Source organism: Chromohalobacter canadensis (genome assembly GCF_034479555.1).
Lineage (GTDB): Bacteria > Pseudomonadota > Gammaproteobacteria > Pseudomonadales > Halomonadaceae > Chromohalobacter > Chromohalobacter canadensis.
This window is the reverse complement of sequence record NZ_CP140151.1, coordinates 3,141,675-3,158,821: the sequence shown is the minus strand read 5'-3', so window position 1 is coordinate 3,158,821 and position 17,147 is coordinate 3,141,675. Positions and strand designations below refer to the sequence as shown.

The following is a 17,147-nucleotide window of genomic DNA, read 5'->3' as shown; positions in this document are numbered from 1 at the left end:
CCCACGTTGCACGGGCGCATCATTCGAAGGGCTTTCAGTGGTGCGCCTTGGAGCAATCCTCGTCGGATTTCTGCTCTTCGAGCAGGTCGACCAGCGGCTGGAACTCGTCGCGGTTATGGTCGCTCATACGCATGAGGATACGATGTGCCTCGAGGATGCGTTGCTGCATGCCATCCTCGTCGGCACTCACCTGCGGCAACTCATCGAGACTCGCCGGCTCGGTCAACGGTGCTTCCAGCAAGGTGAAGTAACGCGAGAACCCCATGACGTCGAGCATGCGGCGTACGTCGGGATGTTCAGCGACGATGGTCGGCGGCTGTTCGAGACGCCCCTGGACGGCCATCGCCACTTTGGCCAGAAAGCCCAGCGCCGTGGAGTCGACATTCGTCGCCTCGCGCAGATCGATCATCACCGCGACAAGGCCTGGGCTCTCGGCCACACGCTGCGCCTGTTGATCGAGCGTCGCGCATAACGTCAGACGCACGTCACCACTGAGCTTGAGCACGAACACACCGGCGTCGAACGCCGCCTGAATACGCCCTTCATGCATGGTCGAATCCACTCAAAGTCATCATGGTGAGATCATCAGGCAATTCATCGCCCAGAACGAGCCCGTCTTTCAACGCGTCCACCGACGCACAAGAGGCAATCCTATGTTTAAGTGCCTCAAGACGCTGATCGAGAGTATCGCCGCCCAAGCACTCCAAGATGCCATCGGAGCAAAGCCAAAGGCGGAATCGTTCCGGCAATGTACAGCCATAGGTGGGGAACTCGACATGGGGAAACAACCCCACCGGAGGCCCCTCGCCCTCGAGCACGCTGACTTCACGATCCACTTGCAAAAAGGGCATCGGCATCTGCGCGCCGAGCGAATAGTGGAGATAGCGTTGCTCGTGGTCAAGCACCCCGGCAAACACCGTGGCATGTTTGCCGATCCCCGTCTCCAACAGCTCTCGATTGAGCTCCGTCAGGCAGCGCGCAGGGAAGGTCTCCGCCGCCTGTTGCCGCCACTGTGTCAGCCAGCGATTGCTGAGGTACTTGAGCAGCACGGTCACAAAAGCCGACGACGCTCCGTGACCCGAGACATCGACGAAATAAAAGAAACTGTAGCGTGCATCGCAACGCTGAAAATCCAGAAAGTCGCCCGACAGATAAAGAGATGGTGCTAGCCAGTAATCGGCCCTCACGCCATGCAGTGTTATCGGGCTGGCTGGCAGCAACTTGCGCTGGATCTGCCAACCGGCCTGCTGATCGAGACGCAACATGGCCAGGTGGGTCTCCAGGCTTTCGTTGAGCTCGGCCAGGCGTTGGCGGTCGCGGGCGTGCTCCTGGGTCAAACGATGATGCTCGATGGAACGAGCGATCAAGCGACGCAAGATATCGCCATGGCATTCCGGCTCGACCAGATAATCGACCAACCCGGCGTCCACGGCCTGCAGCAGGTCGCCATCGAGGCGTGTCTCACTGATGACGATGGTCGGCCAACGCGCGGCCAACGTGGCCCAGTCTTCCCTTGCGACCGCTCGCACATGGGCGACCACCAAGGCCACGTCGTCGGGTAACGCGTCTACGGACGTCGTCGCCAATACGGCAAACTGCCCGCTTCCAATGAGGCTAGCCAGCGCATCTCGCGATGCGCCGGGCGTGTCGAGCAGACCGATCAGAGTACGTGCGTTGGCCATGCAGGGGCCTCGGGATCAATCGGCGAAGGCGTCTTCGTCGTATTCGAAATCGTCGCCGAAATCACCGCTGGCGAAGGGATCTTTTCCCGTTTCACCGTCGTTGACCTCATAGCGCCGGTTCTGGAGATACGCATCACGAATGAAGCTGTAACGATCGCCGCTAATCAGCTCCTCGCGGTCAAGGAGTCCCGCTCGGGTATCGATGAGATCGATGAATCGCAAACCATAGCGCACCGAATCGTCTTCGACATAGGTCACCGGGTCGGTATACCAATCCACGGGTAATCCCGAGGTATGGCGCAGCGTACGCCCGCCCAGCACCGGCAAGACCACGTAAGGCCCTTCGCCGACGCCCCAGGTGGCCAACGTCTGACCAAAATCTTCTTCACGCTCGACGAGGCCCATGCGCGAGGCTGGGTCGAGAATGCCGCCGATCCCCAGGATCGAATTGATCACGAAACGCCCGGACGACACCCCGGCGTTGGCCCACTTCCACTGCAACACGCTATTGACCGTGGTGCCAATCTCACCCAGGTTGCTGAAGAAATTGCCGACCCCCGACTGAACCGGCTCGGGAGTTACATAGTCATACCCTTGAGCAGCGGGCTTCAACGCATAGCGATCCAGCGTGTCGTTGAAAGCGAACACTTTACGGTTATACCCCTCCCAGGGATCGTCGGGGTTGGCGTCCGTCTGGCCCTGCGTCGCGCAGCCGCTTACCGCCGCCACCATGCATGCCGCGGCCAGCCACTTGGTCATTTTCATCAAGCCTTCACCTTCCGCAATAATATATTGCCCGCACTGTAGCCCGCTCCGAACGAACAGACCACCCCAACATCCCCCACGGCCAGATTGTCGCGATGCAAATGAAAGGCGATGATCGAACCGGCAGAACTGGTGTTGGCATAGCGGTCGAGAATCACCGGCGCTTCGCTTTCATCGGGGTCGCGCCCCAACACGCGCCGGGCGATCAGATCATTCATATGACGATTGGCCTGATGCAGCCACAACCGCTTGAGATCATGAGGTACCACATTCTGCGCCTCGAGGTGAGCGCCAATCAACTCGGCCACCAGCGGACACACCTCCTTGAAGACCCGACGACCTTCCTGCACGAATAACTTATCGGCAACGAACGCCGGTTCGGCATCGATCCTGTGCTCCGTCACCCGGTCGAGAAAGCCAAAATTGTTGCGAATCGCGTTCGAGAAACGCGTCACCAGGCGCGTGCTCATGACCTCGAAGCGCTCCTCCGCTCGCGCCACGTCATCGGCCTCCAGCAGCACCGCCGTACACGCATCGCCGAAGATGAAATGACTATCGCGATCGCGGAAATTGAGATGCGCCGAGCAGATCTCCGGGCTCACCACCAGCACGCGCTTGGCGCTGCCGGCGCGAATCGCATTGTTGGCGAGATCGATGGCGAAAGTCGCGCTCGAACACGCCACATTCATGTCGAAAGCGTACCCGCCAGCGCCCAATGCCGCCTGCACCTCCACGGCGATGGCTGGATACGCACGCTGCAGGTTGGAGCACGCGACGATCACCATATCCAAGTCATCTGGCGTGACGGCGGCATTGGACAGCGCCTGGCGCGCCGCTTCCAAGCCCATCTCGGCCTGCACACTGAGCTCGTCATTGGCGCGTGGTGCCAATTGCGGGCGCATGCGGTCGGGGTCGAGGATCCCCGCCGCCTCGACCACGTAGCGGCTATGAATTCCCGAAGCCTTGACGATGAACTCGCTGCTCGAATGTTCGAGTGGCTCGCGATGTCCGTCTCGAATCGCCTCGTGGTGGCGCGCGTTCTCAAGGTCCACCCAGGCGTTGAACGAAGCCACCAACGTCGCGTTGTCGATGACGTTGGGGGGCGTGTAGAGTCCCGTTCCGGTGATGACCGCATGCGTCATGAGCGTGCTCCCGGGTGCGCTTGTCGTGTGGTCGTTAGAGGGCGCGGTGTCACTGCTGACGTCCCGTCAGTTCCGCCCAGCGACGTTCGAGGCGCTTGTCCGAGACCGGCGCCAAGGTGCCGAGCTGCTGGGCGAACAACGACACCCGCAACTCCTCGATCCACCAGCCGAACTCGATGAAACGTGGGTCACGACGTCCCTCGCGCCGATCGGCCTCGAGGCGCGCATGCAGGCGCTCCTCGAATTCATGCACCTGCTGCATCGCGGCCTGGTCACGGTTGCGTTCACGCGGCGCCTTTTCGAGCCGGATCAGCGCTGCTTGCATGTAGCGCGGATACTGCTCGAGCCAGGCCTCGGCGTCGCTGATAAAGCCGGGATACACCAGACGTCCCATCTGGGCTTTCAAATCACTGTAGACCAAGGCCAAGGACAAATTGAGGTTGCCCTTGAGCGCCTTGGTCACTTCCAGATGCCCTTCCAGGGCTTTCTGGAGAGTCGCAACCAGGGATTCGGCATGCGCGACGAGTTCGCCCCGCGTTACCTCGATGCGCGCCTCCAGGGCCTGGCGATCACGCGGCAACGGATCCACGGCGACAACTTGCAGGAAGACCGCCTCGATCAGGTCGTCGACGAGTTGTTGCTTACTCCCCACCTTGGCGAACAGCAACGCACAGCGGTCAACGCCCTTGAGCTCGCGGGCAAGATAGCGCACCTGCTCGGGCAGGCGCAGCATCGCTGCGCGCTTGACCCCATGACGATGCACCGCGTGTGCCTTGTCTGGATGATCGAAGGATTCAATAGCCAGACTCTCGCCCTGATCGACCAATGCCGGATAGGCCTCGACGCGAATCCCCGCCTGTTGTGTGGAACGCGATTCGGGGATCGCCTGTGCCGGCAACTCGTCCAGCGCCTCAGCCGTCGGCCCACTCGCCGCCAGGGCCTTCGCGCCTTGACTTGCCGCCTCATCGAAACGCTGCTTGAGGACGCCCAAGTCACGCCCTTCACCAAGCACCTTGCCGTCATGATCGACCACGCGCAGATTCATGACCAGATGCGCCTCGAGGGCCTCGGTATGCCAGTCATCGGGCCCCAAGCGCACGCCGGTGCGTCGACGCAGGAACTCGCCCAGCGCCTCGGTCAGCGGGCGCTCATCGGGCACCAGCGTTGCCAGGGCGGCATCCACCCAGTCGGGAATCGGCACCACCTGGCGGCGAATCGCCTTGGGCAGCGTCTTGAGCAGCGCGATACACTTCTCGCGCAAGAGCCCCGGCACCAGCCATTCGAGGCGTCCTTCGGGCAGTTGCGACAGCATCGCCGCCGGCACCGTCAAGGTCACACCGTCGTCGGGTTGCCTGGGTGCAAAATGATAGCTGAGCGGGTAACGCACGCCATTGTGTACCAACACATCGGGATAGGCTTCCTGCGTGATCTCCTCGGCGTCGCGCGCCATCAGCGTGTCGCGATCGAGCTTGAGCACATCGGGCGCCTCGCGCTCGGCTTTCTTGCGCCAGCGCTCGAAGCTACGGGCACCCGCGACATCCGCCGGCAAGCGCGCATCGTAGAAAGCGAACAGCGTCTCCTCGTCGACCAGAATATCGCGCTTGCGGGCGCGGTCCTCGAGTTCCTCGACGTCGTCGATCAAGGCGCGATTATGCTGGAAGAAATCGGCCTGGCTGCGATACTCGCCTTCCACCAGGGCGCGGCGGATGAATATTTCGCGCGCCTCTGCCGGCGCCACCTTGGCATAGTCGACGCGCCGCCCAGTGACGATGGGCAGGCCGAACAGCGTGACCTGCTCGAAGGCGACGACCTGACCGCGCTTCATTTCCCAATGCGGCTCGCTATGGCTGCGCTTGATCAGATGCTCGGCCATGGGCTCTACCCAGGCCGGCTGTATGCGCGCCACGTCACGCGCATAGAGTCGCGAGGTTTCCACCAGCTCGCCGGCCATGACCCACTTGGGCGTCTTCTTGGCCAGCCCCGAGCCGGGATGAATCATGAACTTGCGATTGCGCGCACCCAGATACTCGCGATTTTCCTGCAGCGTCCCCAGATGCGAGAGCAACCCCGAGAGCAACGCCTTGTGCAGGCGTTCACTGTCGACACGAGGATGCGCCGTCGCAGGGGCGTCTTCCTTGGGCGGCAGCACCGCACTGGAGGACTCGAGCCCCATGTCGCGGGTCAGTTGCTTGAGCTGGCGGAAGGTATCGTGCCACTCGCGTAGTCGCAGATAACTCAGATAATTGTCACGGCACCAACGTCGTAGCTGGTTGCCGGACAAGGTCTCGCGCGCATGTTCGACGCCATGCCAGAGATTCAGCCAGGCCATGAAGTCGGACTCAGAATCCTGCCATTGGCGATGTTGCTGGTCGGCGGCCTGGCGCTTGTCGGCGGGACGGTCACGCGGGTCTTGGGCGGCCAACGCGCTGACCACGATCAATGTTTCGCGCAGGCTGCCCTGCTCGGCGCCGGCCAGCACCATGCGTGCCAGGCGTGGGTCGATGGGCAAGCGTGCCAGACGCCGCCCCAGCTCGCTCAAGCGATTGTCGGCCCCCACGGCCCCCACGGCCCCCAGCTCATAGAGCAGACGATAACCGTCCTTGACGAAGCGCGAATCCGGCACGTCGACGAAGGGGAACGCCTCGATATCGCCGAGCTTGAGCGCCAGCATCGACAAGATCACCGAGGCCAGATTGGTGCGCTGGATCTCGGGTTCGGTGTAAGTCGGCCGCGCCAGGAAATCTTCCTCACTGTAGAGGCGAATACACACGCCCTCGCTGATACGCCCGCAGCGCCCCTTGCGCTGATCGGCACTGGCCTGACTGACCGGCTCGATGGGCAGGCGCTGGACCTTGGCGCGGTAGCTGTAACGGCTCATGCGCACCAGGCCAGGATCGATGACATAGCGGATGCCCGGCACGGTCAGCGAGGTTTCAGCGACGTTGGTGGCCAGCACGATGCGACGCCCGGTGTGCGACTGGAACACGCGATTCTGCTCGGCATTGGAAAGTCGCGCATAGAGCGGCAGGATCTCGGTGCCCCGGAGATCGGCACGCCGCAAGGTATCCGCCGTCTCGCGGATTTCCCGCTCGCCGGGCAGAAAGATCAGCACGTCACGCGGGCCGCTGAACCAGCGTCGTTCGCGCTCGATGGCCTCGATCTCTTCCACCGCATGCAGAATCCCTTCCTGCAAGGAGCGGTCTTCCTCGTCGTCGGCATCACGGACCAGCGGCCGATAGAACACATCCACCGGGTAGGTGCGCCCCGACACCTCGACCACCGGCGCCGGTTTTCCTTCACGCCCGAAGTGCTGGCTGAAGCGTTCAACGTCAATGGTCGCCGACGTAATGATGATCTTGAGATCCGGGCGTCGTTCGGTCAGACGCTTGAGATAACCGAGCAGGAAGTCGATGTTGAGGCTGCGCTCGTGGGCCTCGTCGATGATGATCGCTTCGTAGCGCATCAGGTCCGGGTCGTTCTGCGTCTCGGCGAGCAGGATGCCGTCGGTCATCAGCTTGACGAGAGTGCGCTCATCGGTCTGGTCGGTGAAACGCACCTGGTAGCCGACCTGCGACCCCAGCGGTACTTCCAGTTCTTCGGCGAGGCGCGTGGCGACGGTTCGCGCCGCCAGACGCCGTGGCTGCGTATGGCCGATCAGGCCACGCCGTCCCAGTCCCAGCTCGAGGCACAGCTTGGGTAACTGGGTCGTCTTGCCCGAGCCGGTTTCACCGGCCACCACGACGATCTGGTGCTCGTCGAGCGCTGCCAGCAGATCGTCGCGCCGCTCGGCCACGGGCAGATGCTCGGGATAATTCAGCGTCAGCGGCTGGGCACGCCGCGCCGCCAAGGCCTCGCGCGAGCGCGCCAGACGCGTCTCGATCTCGCGCAGCGAACGGTCGATGGGCTTGCCGCCGCGCGCGCGTCCTGCCAGCTTGTCGAGACGCCTCCCTTGATCGTGAGCATCACGCAGCAGGCAGTCGTCGAGTTGCGCGCGCAGTTGCGCCAATTGATCGTGGGAATCGCTCGTCGGTGTCGTGCTCAAGGGCGCCTCATGAAATCAGCAAAACGGCTCGCCTCCACGGGAAGGCGAGCCGTCAATTGTAACGCCAAGGCCGACCTCGCGCCTATGTCGCCCCATCACCCGGCACCGATTCTTTGTCGCCCTGGTCGTCGCGGAGCTCGCGGCGCAGCACCTTGCCGACGTTGGTCTTGGGCAGCTCATCGCGAAACTCGATGAGCTTGGGCACCTTGTAGGCAGAGAGCTCCTGCTTGCACCAGGCGCGCAACGTGTCGGCATCCAGCGCCTCGTTGCGGCTCACCACGAAGAGCTTGATCGCCTCGCCGGTGGCCTCGTCGGACACCCCGATGGCAGCGACCTCGATCACATCCTCGTGCGTGGCGACCACGTCTTCGACCTCGTTGGGATAGACGTTGAAGCCGGAGACAATGATCATGTCCTTCTTGCGGTCGACGATGCGCACGTAATCGTCGTCCTGAATCACGGCGATATCACCGGTGCGAATCCAGCCCTCGGCGTCCAGCGTCTTGGCAGTATCCTCGGGACGATTCCAATAGCCCTTCATCACCTGCGGCCCCTGGACACACAACTCGCCGGGCTCGCCCCGCGCAACTTCTTCGCCTTCGGGGCCGACCACCTTGATCGAGGTCCCGGGCACCGGCTTGCCGATGGTGCCCAGTTGAATACCGTCCGGCGGATTGACGCATACGATGGGCGAGGTCTCGGTCATGCCATAACCTTCCAGGATCGCGCAGCCCGTGACCTCTTCCCAACGTTTCGCGGCGGCCTTGGTCAGCGCCATACCACCGGAAATGGTCAGCTTGAGACGCGAGAAATCCAGGGCTCTAAAGTCCTCGCGCTGACACAGCGCGTTGAACAACGTATTGAGCCCCACGAAACCGGTGTAATCGGTCTTACGCAACGTCTTGATGAAGCCATCGATATCACGCGGATTGGGAATCAGCACAGTGTGATTGCCGGTGACCATGGTGAACAGGCAATTCACCGTGAAGGTGTAGATATGATAGACGGGCAAGGGCGCGATGATCGTCTCGCGCCCTTCCTCGATCAGTCCGGCGATCATCTGGCGCGTTTGCAGCATGTTGGCGATCAGGTTGCGATGCGTGAGCATGCTGCCCTTGGCCACGCCGGTGGTACCGCCGGTGTACTGCAACACGGCCACGTCATCGGCCTGACATATGGCTGCCTCACTCGACTGCCCTCGCCCACGCGTCAGGGCGTCGCGAAAACGTGTCGCCTCCGGCAATGTGTAGCGCGGCACCATCTTCTTGACGTGCTTGACCACGGCATTGATCAACGTGCGCTTGGGAAAGTCATGCATGTCGCCGAGCTCGGTCACCAACACATGACGAATCGCCGTGCGCGGCAGTATTCGCTCGAGCTTGTCGGCCATGTTGGCGAGAATCAGGATCGCCTTGACGTCGGCATCCTGAAATTGATGCGCCATCTCGCGCTCGGTATACAGCGGATTGGTATTGACCACCACCAGCCCGGCGCGTATGGCGCCGAAGATCGCCACGGGAAATTGCAGCACATTGGGCAACTGGATGGCGATGCGGTCCCCTGGCACGAGATCGGTTTCCTCGCTGAGCCAGCCAGCGAAATCCCGCGAGAGGCGTTCGAGCTCCGCATAGCTCAGCGTTTGCCCCATACAGGTGAATGCCGGCTTGTCGGCGAAACGTCCGCAGGTATGGGCGAACACCTCGTTGACCGAGGCGAAATTCTCCATTCCTTCGAGAGGCGGACCGGAAACGACCGGCGAGGTGGCGTGGCTCATCTTATATCTCCGCTGACCGAATCGACTTAATGGCGCCGACATTTATTATTGAATCTCAAGCCTGGATCATGCTGAAAAAACACAGGCTTTCCGCAAGATAGCGCGACACCAGCCACTACACCAGCCAGTTCGACGTGCGTGATGAAACATTGTTCGACATCCATCGGACAACATCATGGACGGTGTCGTTTCCGTTATAACAGGTCAGCATGAATTAAAACAGACGATTGAAACTAACGTTCAATATCGGCCGCCGACACATCTTCACGAGGCTCGGGAGACAAAAAAGCCCCGGCAATCCTGCCGGGGCTCTGGGATCTGCTGACGGTGACCTATACCTGCGGTTCGCGCCGGCGTCGATGGCGGCGCCGTCTGGAGCGCTGACGCAGCCTCCACAAGAGCACCAACGCCAATAACAGCGCGGCGAACACCGCCCACGTCGTGGGACGCTTGGCGTAGGGTTCGACATGCGGTCGCAGCGCCTGCCACTCGTCGCCGGCCTTGCCCCATAGCGCGCCGGCCAGGGCGGTCAAGTTGCCCTCTTCGCGCGCGCCACTTTCCTCCGCTTGGGTAGCGGCATTATCGTCGTCCGGCAACGCTTCGGCCCGCGGTCCATCGCCATCGACATCGGCCCCGGAGACACCGATACGGGCCTCGGGATTGAGTCGTAGCGCGGGCAAGGCGATGGACCAGGTGCGCTCATCAAGCGTCACCGACACATCGAGATCCAGCGGCACCGATTGCTCGGGATCGATCTCCGGCAGCGCGACCTGCCATGTCCGCTCGCCATCAGGCACCACGTCGAGCGTTTCGCCCAACAGATTCACCGAGATCTGCGTGTTGTCGACGTTCAAACGCGGATGCTGCGCTTCCAGCGTAACCTGCGTGGCATCGTCGTTAAGCGTCGCGGTTACGGGGGTGACGACATTGACGCCCTGCACGCGCTCGCGCTGCCATGAGCCGCTATCGGCGTTGAGCACCAAGCGGGCATTGCCTGCCTCCTCGGGTGCCGACAGCGTCCCCGTGAAATGCCCATCGTCGCCGGCCTTCAAGGACGTCGAGGCCAACGTTTCGTCATCGAGCCCGCGCAATTCCCCCCGAAGACGCACGTCGTCCGGCAACGTATCCCCCTCGAGAATTTCGCCTTCACGGGCTAGCCAGGCATCGAGCGGCACGTCGAAGCCCAGATACAAGGTTGGCGGCAGCGTGTCACTGCGCAATTGCAGCGGCGACTCGATGCTCACACGGCTATCGCGTCCCACTGGCCCTTCGATATGCCACTCGCCCTCCTGCGGCTCGGGCACACGAATCAGGTCATAACGTGGGTTGCTCTGCCAGAACATGTCATCGGGATGATCATCACGCGTGTAACGCTCCCCGTCGGGGCCCACCAGGGTAATCTCGGGCGCGTCCTCGTCGTGAAACAGCAGCGCATTGAAGCCCTCGACCTCGTCATCGACGTCGAAGCTGCCCTTTTCAAGCGGCAACTGATCGCTGGGCACGATACGCTCTAGCACATCGAGAAACGCCCGTAGCAACGCTGCGGGCGTTTCGGCCACCGCCGCCAAGCCCCCTGTGGTCTGGGATATTCGCTCGAGCAGCTCGCGATCCACGTTATGCGATAGTGCGATGGTATGCACCACCACATCGCGCGAGGCAAGCTCAGGCGCCAGCGAGGTCAGCAATGTCTCGCGCGACGCCGTATCGCGGGTGCGCTTTTCCTCGCCACTCCCCGGCAGATCGACCATGCCATCGGTCAACAGCACCACATGGCGTTTGCCTCCCGAAGCGTCGGTGGCATCACGCAATACCCCTTCGATATCCGTGAATTGCTGATAGTCGACCAGTTGCGGGGCCAGCGAGCGAGCACGCCGCCGCCATTGGGCGTCGACCTTGCCGTCGGGCAAGGGGTTGCGCACCTTTGAGCCGAACGTCCACACCGAACCACGCGACTGCGAGGGCAACAAGGTCGCCGCCAATTGCAGGGCCGAGGCCCTCAGGTTGCCGGGATCGTTGGCTTTCATGCTCCCCGAGACGTCGAAAATCATGCGCACATCCGGCGTCTGGGATACGGCAGAGTCCTGTGCCCAAACGAGGGGCGAGAGCCCCCCGCCAACGCACAACAACAGCAACGCGAAAAGCGCTCGCATGCCCCTTCCTTCTTTTGTAATGCAGATATCAGAGAATGTCAGTTGAGCACCGGCTCGCGACGCCGAGCGTCGTCGTTCCCCGCATTTCCGTTAGGCGACTTACGCTGCTTGCCACCACCACGTGGTGCGTCGTTATCATCACCGCTATTGCGACGCTGGCGCCATATCCACATCAGCGCCCCCAGCACGCCGCCTATCGCCATGCCGACTAACAACAGCGGCGTGGCCACGGCAATCTGGCCTCCATCGCCCTGCAAGACGCCCACCGCAGCGACGACGATGGCCGGCGCGAGGCCGGAATAATGTTCACCGTCTTCCAACAAGGGCGAGGTAAACGGCGCCACCGCCCATAACATCCCCGCGACCGCACCGGTCACGACCCAACGCGGTAGCTTCGGTAAAAAGCGCACCCCGAGGTAGCCGGTGACCAGCACCAGCAGCGATAATACAAAGTAACTCAGCCACAACTGTGGCAAGGAATCGGAAATCAGCATCGCGTCCTCTCGCGTTCGACCTTTCTTCGACATGGTACACCGCTGCACATGAAAGCACAGCCGCACATCCCTGCGCTTCACGACGCGACCCAACTCTCGCCGGTCGCACGCTTCAAACGCAAGGACGATCCTCACTGGCATTGGCTGGAGAATCGCGACGATCCCGAGGTGAAGGGCTTCCTCGAGCAGGCCAACGAAGAGTCCACGGCCTGTTTCGAGCCCCTCGAGCCGCTCGTCGAGACGCTCTACGCCGGTCACTTGGCGCGTCGCGAATTGGCCGTCGACGGCCTGCGCACGCCGCTCGATCACCATACTTATTGGAGCGAGACCGCCCACGACGCCGACTATCCGATATGGTGGCGTCACCCCAACCACGACGCATCTCAGCGTGAATGCGTGCTCGATGTCCAGGCCCGCGCCCAGCATCACGACTTCATGGAAGTCGCCGACATGGCCATCTCCCCCGATGAAAGCTGGCTGGCATGGACCGAAGACACCAACGGCGACGAGAATTTCGATCTCTTCCTGCGTGTCCTGCCCGACGGCGCCCCCCGGTGCCTGCTGACCGACATCGGCCCCGAGCTATGTTGCGCCGAAGACAACCGCAGCTTGCTGTTCACGCGTTACGACGACACGCAGCGCCCGGACAGTATCTGGCGGCTGGATATCGTTAACGGGGAAAGCGCATGCCTGTTCCGTGAAGCGGATAGCGAGTTCTGGGTGGGGGTAGGCAAGACCCGTTCACGCGCCTGGCTGTTACTGGAAAGCGCCTCCAAAGACACGTCGGAGTGCCACCTGATTCCGGCGGCAACGCCCGATACGCCGCCCCGCTGCGTACGCGAACGCGTCAAAGGCGTCGAATACGGCATCGAGCATCGCCCCGGTCACTTTTACATCCTGCATAACCAGGACGCACCGCACTTCCGGCTCGATATCGCGGCCGAGTCCACGCCAGGCGACTGGACACCACTGCTCGACCACCAGGAGCACCTGACGCTGGAAGGCGTCGATGCCTTTGCCTGGGGACTCGTCATCACCGAGCGCGACCATCGCGAAGCCCAGGTGCATCTCAGCGTGGTTACACTCGACACGGCGACACTGATCAAGCGCCGTCTGCCGCTGCCCGAAGCACCTTGCAGCCTGATACTGGGCGATACACCCGACTTCGACACCCGCCGCCTGCGTCTACACGAAGAATCGTTCACGCTGCCGCCGCGCTGGATCGAGCACGATCTCGATACCGATGCGCGCCGCCTGCTCAAGGCCCAGCCCGTGCACGGGGATCTTGCCCCCGAGCAACTGGTGTGCCGCCGCCTGTGGGCCGAGGCACACGACGGCGAACGCATTCCGGTGTCTGTCGTGGTGCGGGGCGATCTTATCGAGCAAGGCCCCCTGCCGACGTTGCTCTATGGCTATGGCGCCTACGGGGAAGTGCTCGATCCGTGGTTTTCCGTGGCACGGCTCGAATTACTGTCGCGAGGCGTAGCGTTCGCCGTCGCCCATGTGCGCGGCGGCGGCGATCGGGGCGAACCCTGGTATCTCGCCGGCAAGCTGGAACACAAGGAAAACAGCTTCCGCGACTTTCTCGCCGCGCGTCATGCCCTGGTCGAACACGGCATCGCGGATAGCAAGCGCATCGCCGCCTATGGCGCCAGCGCCGGTGGGCTGCTGGTAGGCGCCAGCCTCAATCTCGAGCCGGATGCGTTCTGTGCCGCCGTACTCGACGTGCCATTCGTCGATGTGCTGCGCACCATGGAGAATCCCGACCTGCCGTTGACGACCGCGGAATACAGCGAATGGGGCAACCCCAATGAACCGGAAGCGAAACGCCGCATTCGCGACTATTCCCCCCTCGATAACCTCGTCGCGCAACCCTACCCCACGCTGTTCCTGCAAGGCAGCTGGCACGACTCACGCGTTCCCTATTGGGAGCCGGCCAAGCTGTATGCCCGTTTGACCGAGCTCGCCGCCCAGCTCCCCGCCGACCAGCGCCGCCCGGCGGGTGGCCGCCCCATCCTCCTGCGCACTGACATGGCGGCCGGACATGGCGGCGCCTCGGGACGCTTCAAGGCCTGGCACGATAACGCCCGTCAGGATGCCTTCCTGCTGTGGGCACTGGGCTTGGCCGATAACGAGACGCCCGCTGATCCCCCGGGCTGACGCCCCATAACGATGAAGGCCCCGTATCGGGGCCTTCATATCAGTCTCCGCGCCACGCCGTCGAAAACGTCATTGGCAGGGAATGATGTCGATGATGTGATCCTCGAGCGCCTCGTCGGCCACCTCGCACTCGCTCACCGCGAAGTGACGCACGCTCTTCTGCTTGCGATGCATCCGCCGTGCATCGCCCGCAATCAGCGGATGCCAGGCCGCGAGCTTGCGCCCCTCGGCCAACCGACGATAGGCACACGACGGCGGCAGCCAGCTAAACGTCGCCAGGTTGTCGCGGGTCAGCTTGGTACATCCCGGCACGTGCTCGAAGCGGTTCTCGTAATCACTGCAACGGCAGGAATCGATATCCAGCAGCTGGCAGGCGACGTTGAGCGTGGCGATATCGCCGCTCTCGTCGTCTTCGAGCTTGAGCAGGCAGCACAAGCCGCAACCGTCGCAGAGGGCTTCCCACTCTTCATCGTCGAGCTCATCGAGGGTATAGCGTTCCCAGAAACGTTCACGCATGGTCGTCAGTACCGTGCCTCGGTAGGCGCCTTGTATAAATCCAACAGGTAGTCCTCTCGCGCCGGCGGCATCTGCAGGTAGAAGCCTTGCGACGCGATGGCGGCCAGCACGTCGCTCGCCTTGGCCCGCGCCAGCGACTTGTCGTCACTGAGCATCAGCACGGCTACCGACACCGGCGTGCCGAAACGCTCGAGCAGCGCCTCCGGCACATCCGCCAGCCCTCGCACGCGATCCACATACAGATACATCTCATCGCGTCGCGGGCTCTTGAAGATTTCACAGAGTCGTTTGGACATCGTCTTCGCCTCTCAGTGATCGGCCAGTGCCTGGGTGAACGCCTCGGCAAGCAAGGTGCCACGCCAGCCCTGGGGCAGCGACAGCGGCACACCGTCCAGATCCGCCATCACCAGGGCTTCAAGATCGCGGCGGTTGGCCAGCACCTCGGGGGCGATGTCCAAGCGTTCGGCCTCGCGGTTGACGACGGTCTTGAGCGCCTTGAGCCGCGTCTTGAACGCCGATGAATGCGGTGGCGGCAGCGGTGCCGGCAGTGCCTCGTCATCGAGGTGCACGGCCGCCTGCACCATCGCCAGCAAAGCATCACCGTCATGCTTGATCAGCTTGGGCCTGACGCCTTCGATAGTCGAGAGCTGATGGCGGTTGTGCGGCATCTCCACAGCGATCGCGAACAGGACCTTGTCGCTCGCCAGCCAGCCCCGTGGCAGATCGCGGCGTCGCACCTCGCCTTCTCGCCAACGCGTGAGCGCCTGATAAAGCGCCAGCTGACGCGGTTCGAGCCGCCACAGCTGGCGATGACGACGATACCACTGTTCATCGGCATCGCGGTTACGACGATTAGCCTCGCACAACCGCGCGCACTCCTCTTCCAGCCAGGCCAGGCGCCCCTGCTGCACCAACGTGTCGCGCTGCGCCTGCCAGACAAGCGGCAGATAGACCACGTCCAGCGCAGCGTATCGTAGCTGTGATTCGGACAACGGACGCTGCAGCCAATCCGAGCGCGTTTCCTCCTTGGGCAACACATCGCCGGTCCACTGCTCGACCAGCCGTTGATAGCCTAGCGACGCCTGGGTGCTCAGCAGGCTCTGCGCCACCTGCGTATCGACGATCGGCGCGACGGCAACATCCGCCCAGCTCTCCAACACCTCCAGGTCTTCGCCGCTGGCATGCAGCAACTTGAGCGGCCCATGCGGGCCTAGCAGCGCCTGCAGAGCGCTATCGGCCGCCACGACTTGCGGATCGATCAGGAAGGCCTCATCGCCGCCGGCATAGAGCTGCACCAAGGCCGCGATGGGAAAGAACGTCGACTCGCGGTGAAATTCTGTGTCCACCGCTAGCCAATCGGCGTCGGCCAGCGTCTCGCACGCCTCGGCCAGCGCGGTGGGCGTTTCCACCCAGCGAATCTCGAAACTCGGGGGCATCCCGTATCCTTGTTGACGATAATGAGGGTCAGCTTGATTCTTGCGCGAACGGCAGACGGCCATTGAAAGCGCGACTCAGTGTCCCGCCATCCACGTATTCCAGCTCGCCGCCCATGGGCACACCGTACGCCAGGCGTGACAGACGCACGCCAGTGCCACGCAATTGCTCAGCGATGTAGTGCGCGGTGGCTTCGCCTTCCACGGTGGGGTTGGTGGCCAGAATCAATTCCTCGATGGCGCCGTTCGCGAGCCGTTCATCGAGCTGATCGAGCCCAATGTCTTCGGGGCCGATGCCATCCAGTGGCGACAAATGGCCGTGGAGCACGAAATAGTGGCCGCGATAGCCGCCGGCCTGCTCGATCGCCAGCATGTCAGCCGGCGATTCGACCACGCACAGCAACCCTTCATCGCGCCGTGCATCCTCGCAAATGGTGCATAGCGGCGTCTCTGTCAGCGTGCGGCAACGCTGACAATAGCCTACCTGCTCCAGTGCCTCGCCCAATGAGGCGACAAGCCGACGGCCGCCATCGCGGTCTCGCTCCAGCAGATGCAGAGCCATACGCTGCGCGGTCTTCGGGCCCACGCCCGGCAACACGCGCAGCGTCTCCAGCAGTTGATCGACGAGGGGAGAAAACGCCATCGCTTAGAACGGCATCTTGAAGTCCGCCGGCAGGTTCATCCCCGCGGTGACTTCTTCCATACGCTCCTTGGATGTCGTCTCGACCTTGCGCACCGCGTCGTTGACGGCGGCGGCCAGCAAGTCCTCGAGCAATTCCTTGTCTTCTTCCATCACCGAGGGGTCGATATTCACGCTACTCACGTCGTGACGACCGTTCATGGTGACCTTGATCATGCCGGCCCCGGCCTCGCCCGTGACTTCGGTCTCGGCGATTTCCTCCTGGACCTTCTGCATCTTTTCCTGCATTTCCTGGGCCTGTTTCATCATGTTGCCCATTCCGCCCTTCATCATGGTCGTATCCTCACGG

Annotated in this window: 14 protein-coding genes; 1 reads left to right on the top strand and 13 read right to left on the bottom strand. The window is 62.6% G+C overall.

The window, feature by feature from the left end; genetic code table 11:
• Positions 1–34 precede the first annotated feature (34 nt).
• The 8 genes from SR908_RS14695 to SR908_RS14660 form a co-directional block, all read right to left on the bottom strand.
• On the bottom strand, positions 35–550 hold the full coding sequence (locus tag SR908_RS14695) for an STAS domain-containing protein (protein WP_246921361.1): 516 nt from the start codon (positions 548–550) through the stop codon (positions 35–37).
• Positions 543–1,682: a PP2C family protein-serine/threonine phosphatase gene (locus SR908_RS14690; RefSeq protein ID WP_246921362.1), complete on the bottom strand. Its 1,140-nt coding sequence runs from the start codon at positions 1,680–1,682 to the stop codon at positions 543–545. Before SR908_RS14690 ends, SR908_RS14695 begins: the two co-directional genes overlap by 8 nt.
• A 15-nt stretch (positions 1,683–1,697) precedes the next feature.
• Positions 1,698–2,447 (bottom strand): MlaA family lipoprotein, encoded by a 750-nt coding sequence (locus SR908_RS14685; protein WP_246921364.1) that lies wholly within the window; start codon positions 2,445–2,447, stop codon positions 1,698–1,700.
• On the bottom strand, positions 2,447–3,589 hold the full coding sequence (locus SR908_RS14680) for a beta-ketoacyl-ACP synthase III (protein ID WP_246921366.1): 1,143 nt from the start codon (positions 3,587–3,589) through the stop codon (positions 2,447–2,449). The genes SR908_RS14685 and SR908_RS14680 overlap by 1 nt, the downstream gene beginning before the upstream one ends.
• A gap of 49 nt (positions 3,590–3,638) precedes the next feature.
• Positions 3,639–7,631: an ATP-dependent RNA helicase HrpA gene (gene hrpA, locus SR908_RS14675; protein ID WP_246921367.1), complete on the bottom strand. Its 3,993-nt coding sequence runs from the start codon at positions 7,629–7,631 to the stop codon at positions 3,639–3,641.
• Between the two features lie 82 nt (positions 7,632–7,713).
• A complete protein-coding gene (locus SR908_RS14670; RefSeq protein ID WP_281504812.1) occupies positions 7,714–9,405 on the bottom strand; it encodes an AMP-binding protein in 1,692 nt (563 codons plus the stop codon).
• 332 nt (positions 9,406–9,737) lie between these two features.
• On the bottom strand, positions 9,738–11,555 hold the full coding sequence (locus tag SR908_RS14665) for a VWA domain-containing protein (protein WP_246921369.1): 1,818 nt from the start codon (positions 11,553–11,555) through the stop codon (positions 9,738–9,740).
• 38 nt (positions 11,556–11,593) lie between these two features.
• Positions 11,594–12,049 carry a hypothetical protein gene (locus tag SR908_RS14660; protein WP_246921371.1) on the bottom strand — a complete coding sequence of 152 codons (456 nt, stop codon included), beginning with the start codon at positions 12,047–12,049 and terminating at the stop codon, positions 11,594–11,596.
• Between the two features lie 48 nt (positions 12,050–12,097).
• Here SR908_RS14660 and SR908_RS14655 point away from each other — a divergent pair, with 48 nt between their 5' ends.
• Positions 12,098–14,209, top strand: a complete 2,112-nt coding sequence (locus SR908_RS14655; protein ID WP_246921373.1) for a S9 family peptidase — start codon at positions 12,098–12,100, stop codon at positions 14,207–14,209.
• Positions 14,210–14,278: 69 nt separating this feature from the next.
• On the opposite strand, the gene SR908_RS14650 is transcribed toward SR908_RS14655, so the two are convergent.
• The 5 genes from SR908_RS14650 to SR908_RS14630 are packed head-to-tail and all read right to left on the bottom strand — an operon-like array spanning position 14,279 to position 17,131.
• Positions 14,279–14,725, bottom strand: a complete 447-nt coding sequence (locus SR908_RS14650) for a YcgN family cysteine cluster protein (protein WP_097023146.1) — start codon at positions 14,723–14,725, stop codon at positions 14,279–14,281.
• Positions 14,726–14,730: 5 nt separating this feature from the next.
• Positions 14,731–15,021 (bottom strand): YcgL domain-containing protein, encoded by a 291-nt coding sequence (locus tag SR908_RS14645; protein ID WP_246921376.1) that lies wholly within the window; start codon positions 15,019–15,021, stop codon positions 14,731–14,733.
• Between the two features lie 12 nt (positions 15,022–15,033).
• Entirely contained in the window at positions 15,034–16,161 is a 1,128-nt protein-coding gene (rnd, locus tag SR908_RS14640) for a ribonuclease D (RefSeq protein ID WP_246921379.1), read from the bottom strand.
• A gap of 28 nt (positions 16,162–16,189) precedes the next feature.
• Positions 16,190–16,801 (bottom strand): recombination mediator RecR, encoded by a 612-nt coding sequence (gene recR, locus SR908_RS14635; RefSeq protein WP_040243845.1) that lies wholly within the window; start codon positions 16,799–16,801, stop codon positions 16,190–16,192.
• A gap of 3 nt (positions 16,802–16,804) precedes the next feature.
• On the bottom strand, positions 16,805–17,131 hold the full coding sequence (locus SR908_RS14630) for a YbaB/EbfC family nucleoid-associated protein (protein ID WP_040243846.1): 327 nt from the start codon (positions 17,129–17,131) through the stop codon (positions 16,805–16,807).
• Positions 17,132–17,147 lie beyond the last annotated feature (16 nt).

Excerpts from the sequence above, each read along its gene's own strand:
- SR908_RS14695 (WP_246921361.1), bottom strand. The coding sequence starts at position 550 with ATGCATGAAGGGCGTATTCAGGCGGCGTTCGACGCCGGTGTGTTCGTG.
- SR908_RS14690 (WP_246921362.1), bottom strand. The coding sequence starts at position 1,682 with ATGGCCAACGCACGTACTCTGATCGGTCTGCTCGACACGCCCGGCGCA.
- SR908_RS14685 (WP_246921364.1), bottom strand. The coding sequence starts at position 2,447 with ATGAAAATGACCAAGTGGCTGGCCGCGGCATGCATGGTGGCGGCGGTA.
- SR908_RS14680 (WP_246921366.1), bottom strand. The coding sequence starts at position 3,589 with ATGACGCATGCGGTCATCACCGGAACGGGACTCTACACGCCCCCCAAC.
- SR908_RS14670 (WP_281504812.1), bottom strand. The coding sequence starts at position 9,405 with ATGAGCCACGCCACCTCGCCGGTCGTTTCCGGTCCGCCTCTCGAAGGA.
- SR908_RS14665 (WP_246921369.1), bottom strand. The coding sequence starts at position 11,555 with ATGCGAGCGCTTTTCGCGTTGCTGTTGTTGTGCGTTGGCGGGGGGCTC.
- SR908_RS14660 (WP_246921371.1), bottom strand. The coding sequence starts at position 12,049 with ATGCTGATTTCCGATTCCTTGCCACAGTTGTGGCTGAGTTACTTTGTA.
- SR908_RS14655 (WP_246921373.1), top strand. The coding sequence starts at position 12,098 with ATGAAAGCACAGCCGCACATCCCTGCGCTTCACGACGCGACCCAACTC.
- SR908_RS14650 (WP_097023146.1), bottom strand. The coding sequence starts at position 14,725 with ATGCGTGAACGTTTCTGGGAACGCTATACCCTCGATGAGCTCGACGAT.
- SR908_RS14645 (WP_246921376.1), bottom strand. The coding sequence starts at position 15,021 with ATGTCCAAACGACTCTGTGAAATCTTCAAGAGCCCGCGACGCGATGAG.
- rnd (WP_246921379.1), bottom strand. The coding sequence starts at position 16,161 with ATGCCCCCGAGTTTCGAGATTCGCTGGGTGGAAACGCCCACCGCGCTG.
- recR (WP_040243845.1), bottom strand. The coding sequence starts at position 16,801 with ATGGCGTTTTCTCCCCTCGTCGATCAACTGCTGGAGACGCTGCGCGTG.
- SR908_RS14630 (WP_040243846.1), bottom strand. The coding sequence starts at position 17,131 with ATGATGAAGGGCGGAATGGGCAACATGATGAAACAGGCCCAGGAAATG.